4 protein-coding genes are annotated in these 6,226 nt (G+C 58.7%); 1 reads left to right on the plus strand and 3 read right to left on the minus strand.

Annotated elements, in window-relative coordinates:
* Nucleotides 1-5: 5 nt before the first annotated feature.
* From NW815_RS01715 to NW815_RS01725, 3 genes are all read right to left on the minus strand, one after another.
* On the minus strand, nt 6-1,538 hold the full coding sequence (locus tag NW815_RS01715; RefSeq protein ID WP_414389484.1) for an S-layer homology domain-containing protein: 1,533 nt from the start codon (nt 1,536-1,538) through the stop codon (nt 6-8).
* Between the two features lie 174 nt (nt 1,539-1,712).
* Nucleotides 1,713-2,753 (minus strand): NADP(H)-dependent aldo-keto reductase, encoded by a 1,041-nt coding sequence (locus NW815_RS01720; protein WP_414389482.1) that lies wholly within the window; start codon nt 2,751-2,753, stop codon nt 1,713-1,715.
* Between the two features lie 84 nt (nt 2,754-2,837).
* Nucleotides 2,838-4,592: a hypothetical protein gene (locus NW815_RS01725; protein WP_414389479.1), complete on the minus strand. Its 1,755-nt coding sequence runs from the start codon at nt 4,590-4,592 to the stop codon at nt 2,838-2,840.
* 443 nt (nt 4,593-5,035) lie between these two features.
* Here NW815_RS01725 and NW815_RS01730 point away from each other — a divergent pair, with 443 nt between their 5' ends.
* The gene (locus tag NW815_RS01730) at nt 5,036-6,157 is read left to right on the plus strand and encodes a PP2C family protein-serine/threonine phosphatase (protein WP_414384082.1); all 1,122 of its coding nucleotides are present in this window, start codon (nt 5,036-5,038) and stop codon (nt 6,155-6,157) included.
* The last annotated feature ends 69 nt before the right edge of the window (nt 6,158-6,226 follow it).

The following is a 6,226-nucleotide window of genomic DNA, read 5'->3' on the forward strand; positions in this document are numbered from 1 at the left end:
GCTTATTATTGACTAGAGTCATGCTCCCCGCCAGGCTGTGGAGTGGGAGTGGGTGTAGCTTCCGGCGTGGGTGTGGGAGTAGGCGTAGCTACCGGTGTTGGGGTTGGCGTTGGGGTCAGAGCTGGAGTCGGCGTTGGGGTCGGTGTGGGAGTGGGCTGGGCGGCCTGCACCTGGAAAGACCACTGCTGGATGGCAGTGTTGCCGCTGGTATCGGCAATTTGGGCGGCGATCAAGGTCGGTCGATCGGTGGGCAGCGGCTCGGCTGGGGTGTAGGCGAAGCCGGTGCGGGTGAGCTGGGCTTGGGCGGTGACATCCACATTGTTCACCAGCAAGGTAAAGCTATTGAGGTCGATTCCCTGGTCGTCCTGGAAACGGGCTGAGATGGAGGGGCGAGGGTTGTCTGTTAGGGATCCGTTGGGAGGGGCCAGTTCGCTGATGGTGGGGAAGGTGGTGTCGGTCACCCGCCCGATGGTGATGGTCTTATCCGGCAGCTGCACCAGGGTTACCAGTCCATCCCGCTCCAAGCGGGCAAAAACAGGCGCTTCTGAGGCCCGGTCTTGGCTGCGGAAGGTGTAGCTGCCCTCGTATTGCCCTGGGCGGGTTTCCTGCAGTAGCAGGTTGTAGGCAATGCCGGGGATGGAAAACGATCCCTGCGCCCCTGGGGATCCCAGCAAAAACACGGTAATCGTATCCCCTGGGTTTACGGATCCCAGCTCTTCGCGGGCGAAGAAGGTTCTCACTTCTGGGGCGGCGGGCAGCGTTTCTACCAGAGGCTCAATGGGAATGTCCGGCGTGGTCAGGGGTTCGGGCGTAGGGGTGACCTGGGCAAGGAGCTCGGTACGGATCCCAGGGCCGGGGATGGCAGCCCCCACCGGCGGATCCAAATTGGGTACTCGACCCACCTTGGCCAGCGCTTGGTAGGTAAGAGCAGCCACTTCCCCCCGCGTGGCCACCGCCTGGGCATTCAATTGAGTGGGGTTGGGGTAGAGCACCAACAGCCCTTCCTGAACTGCTGTCGCGATGGGGGCGCGGGCAAAGTTGGGAACCAAATTGGCATCGCCGAACGCGGATAGGATCGCGTCAATTTGGCCGGCATCTTCGATGAGCCTACCGTTGGTGGCGGCACGGGTCAGGACGGTGATGGCTTGTGCACGGGTGAGCACATCGTTGGGACGAAAGGTGCCGTCCGGGAAGCCGGAAACAAACCCTGCCGCTGCCGCTGCGCCGATGGAGGGAGCCGCCCAACTGGGAATCGGATCGGCAAAGGAGCGCACAGGAACGTTGGTATCTAGGCCAAAAGCTTTGGTGACAATGACGGCAAATTGGGCACGGGTGATGGACTCGTTGGGGCGAAAGGTGCCATCCGGGAAGCCACCGATGATCTGTCGTTCATTCAACCCGGCAATGTACTGGGCACCCCAATAGGTGCTGATATCAGAAAGTTGGGCCCAAGCGGGATCCCCAAGCCAGGCCAAGCTGCTGCAACTGATCACCAGAGCGGCGGTTTTCCAGCCCTGCCAAAGGGAAAGCTCACGCATCGTTCACACCTCAGGTTCTGGGTACGAGATTTACAGTCTTGGATCCCCACTCTCGGTTGGGAGGGGCCCTGGAAGTTGGCCGGACAGAAGTGTAAGAGAGGATGATCCAAACCGCACACCCAGACGAGGAAACCTTCCGAAAAGTTCTATTTGGCCACCGGTTTCGCCAACCTTTCAGGGGGCAGGATTGGGGTAGCGCTGGTGCACCGCCTCGATCTCCGCCAGGAGCTGCGGGGACAGTTCCACATCCAGGCAACTGAGGTTCTCTTTAAGTTGGGTCAGGCTGGTGGCCCCGATGATGGTGCTGGTAACAAACCAGCGGCTGCGCACAAAGGCCAAAGCCAACTGGGCCGGTGTCAGGCCGTGCCGGCGGGCAATTTGCACATAGGCGGCCACCGCTTCTTCCACATTCGGCTTGCGGTACCGCTGGCCAAAGCCTTCAAACAAGGCCAAACGGGATCCCGGCGGCTTCACCCCCCCCAGATATTTGCCCGTCAGCAGCCCAAATCCGAGCGGGCTGTAGGCCAGCAAGCCCACCTGCTCGTGGCGGCAGACTTCCGCCAGGCCCATTTCAAACGTGCGGTTGATGAGGCTGTAGGCATTCTGAATCGAGACCACCTTGGGCAACCCCAGTTGCTCGGCCACCTGGCAGAACTCGCATACTCCCCAAGGGGTTTCGTTGCTCAGGCCGATGTAGCGAATGAGACCCTCTTGCACCAATTCCGCCAGAGCCTGCAACTGCTCGGCAATGGGAACGGTGGGCCGCTCCTGGCTGGGATCGTAGGCAACGCCCCCAAACAGGGGCACGTAGCGATCCGGCCAGTGGATCTGGTAGAGGTCGATGTAGTCGGTCTTCAGGCGCTTGAGGCTGCCGGCCACCGCCTGCTTGAGGTTGTCGCGGGTAATGGACAGGGATCCGCCGCGAATCCAATGCCAGGGCCGACCAGGGCCGGTGATCTTGGTGGCCAGGATCAGGCGATGCCGCGGTTGGTGTTGCAGCCACTCGCCGATGTAGCGCTCGGTGGATCCCTGGGTTTCCGCCCGCGCCGGCACCGGGTACATCTCGGCGGTATCGATGAAGTTGATCCCGTGCTCCACCGCGTAGTCGAGCTGTTCGAAAGCCTCAGACAAAGTATTCTGCTGCCCAAAGGTCATGGTGCCCAGGCAGATCTCGGAAACTTGCAAAGGGCTGTGGCCAAGCTGGCGGTAGCGCATGGGGAATCTCCGTCTAGACAGCACGCCAGTCCCCATTCTGCCCAAAACCTGTCGGCCCACGGGATCCCCCGCTCTGCCCCCCTCCTACCTCGGTGCGGATCCCAGCAGAGGAACGTACTCGCGGTAGAGCTGACCCAAAATTTCCAGACCAATGCGGGTGCGGCTATCGGGGGGGCGAGCCTCAATGGCCGCCTTGACTTGTAAAATCGTGCCCACCGGATAGGGGGAGCGCAGCTCCTCCCGCTTGCCCAAAAACACATCGGTGAAGTAGTCGATCAGCCGCTTGACTTCTCCCACGTCCTTGCGGGAAATGTCCATATCCAAAACGGTGGTCAACTTGGCCCGCATAGCCTGAAAACTTTGCTGGCCGGTGTTGAGGGCCACCCGCTTGGCCAGGCTATCCACCACAATTTGGGTGATCTTCTCCACATTTTGGGTGACGATTTCTCGGTGGCGGGCGGCAAAGCGCAACTGAACCTCATCCAGGAATCGTTCTCGTTCCAGAATCTGGATGCCCTGTTGCTCCAGATCCACTCCATAGCTTTGCAACTGCTTGTACTGATTCAAAACCCATTGGTTGTAGAAGGAATCCGCCAAAACTCGCCAATAGCCGATGAGGGTGGCCTCGGCAAAGGGAACGCTGACCAAATAAGCTTCGCTGGTGATGTGGCGCAAATGCTCTGTCAGCTCATCTCGCTCCTTCTCATCCAAGTAGGAGGTGCGCGGCACCCAAACTGCCCCGTACTCGCTTTTCACCTCTCCGGGCAGGGATCCGAAGAGGGTGTCAAAAAACTGATGAATGCTGAAGAGAAGAAACTTTCCCGGATCCTGAAGGCGGTTGAGCAGTTCCTGTTTTTTCTCCTCCTGATATTGGGCCACCAATTGCTGGGCCTCGGCGATCTGGCCGCGGGCCACCTCCACATCTTGCCGCAGCTTTTCAATCTCCTCCGAGCTCACCATCTCAACGCCAGTAGGCTCCCGTTCCCCGCTGAAATAGCTGCCCCCCAGCCCGCTGCCCCCAATGCCCACCAGGGGAGCGTCGCTGTCGTTGTCCAGGGTTAGAAGGCGAGCAAGAGCCTGGAGTCGAGCCTGCCGATTGGAGGAGCGCAGGGATCCCAGCTCCACCGGATCCCCACTTTCCCAACCGTCCAGCCCGCCGATGCGGTAGAGCGTGTAAAAATACTTGCTGAGCAGAAGCGCCAGCAGATGCCTGTTCTTGACCTCGTTGTACTCCAGGTAGGCTCGCAGACACAGTTGGAAGGCGATGTTGGGCAAGCTGCGACACACCTTCATAATCTGGGTGTAGACCCTTTGCAGGTGAGGCCGAAAGCTGCGTGGGATCGCCTCGGGCCGTAGGCCGCGCAACAAGAACTCCTGCTGGCGCAGATCTTGAGGGGTAAAGTAAAAACTTTCTTGCCAAAGCAGCTCATCCAAGTCACGGGCAAAAATCGGTTTCAAATGGTCGATGATTTGCACCACAACCGACTCGGTGAAGACCGGTATAATCTTCTCGATGTGAAGCTGATCGTAAACGGAGCGCAGCCGCTCGCTGCGGAAGTCTTCGATGGAGATCAGCCCCTTCATGGTTCCGATCCGACCGTCGCTCAGCAGGAACTTATAGACCACTTCGGCAGTGGCCCCTGGGGAGAGAACAAGAGTTCCCGTCAAGTCAGGGCAGATTTGCAGGGGGCGTAGCAGGCGGCTGGTTTCACTGACGCTGAAGCAACTCCAAGCTGCCGGGTTTAACACCACCGACGATAGGGAGGCCAACAATTGCTTCTCGTCCAAGTCCTCCAGCCGAATTTCTCCCCTGTGAGCTTCGCTAGGTCCCGGAGGCAAGCTCGCCCGCGAATCCTGAACGGCGGAAGGGGATAAGGATGGGGGAGATGTGCTCATGCGGTAAAGGCTATTGAATCTTAACGTTCACTCTAAGTCGGCGAAGGATGGATGAGTGTGATCTGTATCTCTGTATCCAATGAAAGTCTCTCAAGAAGAATCTGCCCAGAATCTGCCTCGAATTGTCTCCCGCCACCAGTATCTGGAAACGGTTAGCTTTTGGGTAGCGTGCAACCACGGTTTTGGGGATCCCCGAAGTGATACGCACCTTCAGCTCCGATGGATGAAGCTGTTGAGGCTTCACCCCTTTGTCGTGAACTGCTTGCCGAGCCGGTTTTCCTGCTGCAACCCCTAAGCTAGGATGAGAGGTCTGCCTATCGGTATGGGATATCGGGCTGGAGTTGGGTTTGAATGCGTTTTGACTTTGGGATTGGGGTGCAGCGGTCATGACGACCATTTTGATTGTTGACGACGATCCGACGATTCGGCTGGTGTTGAAGCGATCCCTGGAACGACAGGGCTACACCGTGGAGATGGCCAGCAACGGTTCCGAGGGGCTGGAGCAAGCCCACCTGCTGGTGCCGGGGCTGATCATCTGTGACTGGATGATGCCGGACATGGATGGACTAGAGGTTTGCCGACGCATCAAAGCCGATCCCAAGTTTTCCACGACGTTTTTTATTTTGCTCACCGCTCGCACCGAGGTCGAAGACCGCATCCAGGGCCTGGATGCCGGAGCAGATGAGTTTCTAAGCAAGCCCATCGACCCCAATGAGTTGCGGGCACGTGTGCGGGCCGGATTACGCTTGCACCAGCTCAGCTATGACCTGCAGCAGCAAACGGCCAGGTTACGGGCAGAATTGGCCGAGGCGGCCAGCTATGTGCGTTCCCTCCTGCCGGAGCCAGCCTATTTCCCCGACTGCAAAGTGGCTCTCGAGTGGCGCTTTTTACCCTCCCAGGAATTGGGGGGAGATTCGTTTAACTATCATTGGCTGGATGAGGAACACCTGGCCATCTATCTGCTGGATGTGTCGGGGCATGGGGTGGGATCCGCTCTGTTGTCGGTGTCGGTGATGAACCAGTTGCGCACTCAAGGCTTGGCCGATGCCGATCCCCGCCAGCCGGACGCGGTCTTGCGCGCCCTCAACCACTCTTTTCAAATGGGATCCCACCATGAGATGTACTTCACCCTTTGGTATGGGGTTTATCAGCCGGGATCCCGTCTGCTCTCTTTTGCCAGTGCCGGCCACCCACCTGCCCTGCTCATCCAGGGTCAGGATTCGCTCCTGCTGAAGACTGCCAACTTGCCCATTGGCATTTTGCCCGACCTCACTTTTCAAAGGGATCAGGTGCGGATCCCCGAGAACAGCCATCTCTACCTGTTCAGTGATGGAGTTTACGAAGTCATAAACCCCCAGAGAGAAATCTGGGGGCTGGACAATTTGATAGCCCTGCTGAGCAAGGGCGCTGGCAATAGTTTGGATCAGGTGATCCATCAGGCCCAATCCTTTCAGGGGCGGACGGACTTTGAGGATGATTTCTCCCTGCTCCGGATCAGCTTTGGTTAGAGGTGAGTTATGGCTATTGCAAGCTGCTTTGAGGCGATCCCCTGACCAAAAGGCGCGGCAAGCCCCGTC

Origin of the sequence: Synechococcus sp. R6-7, assembly GCF_047461695.1 — a bacterium.
Lineage (GTDB): Bacteria > Cyanobacteriota > Cyanobacteriia > Thermostichales > Thermostichaceae > Thermostichus.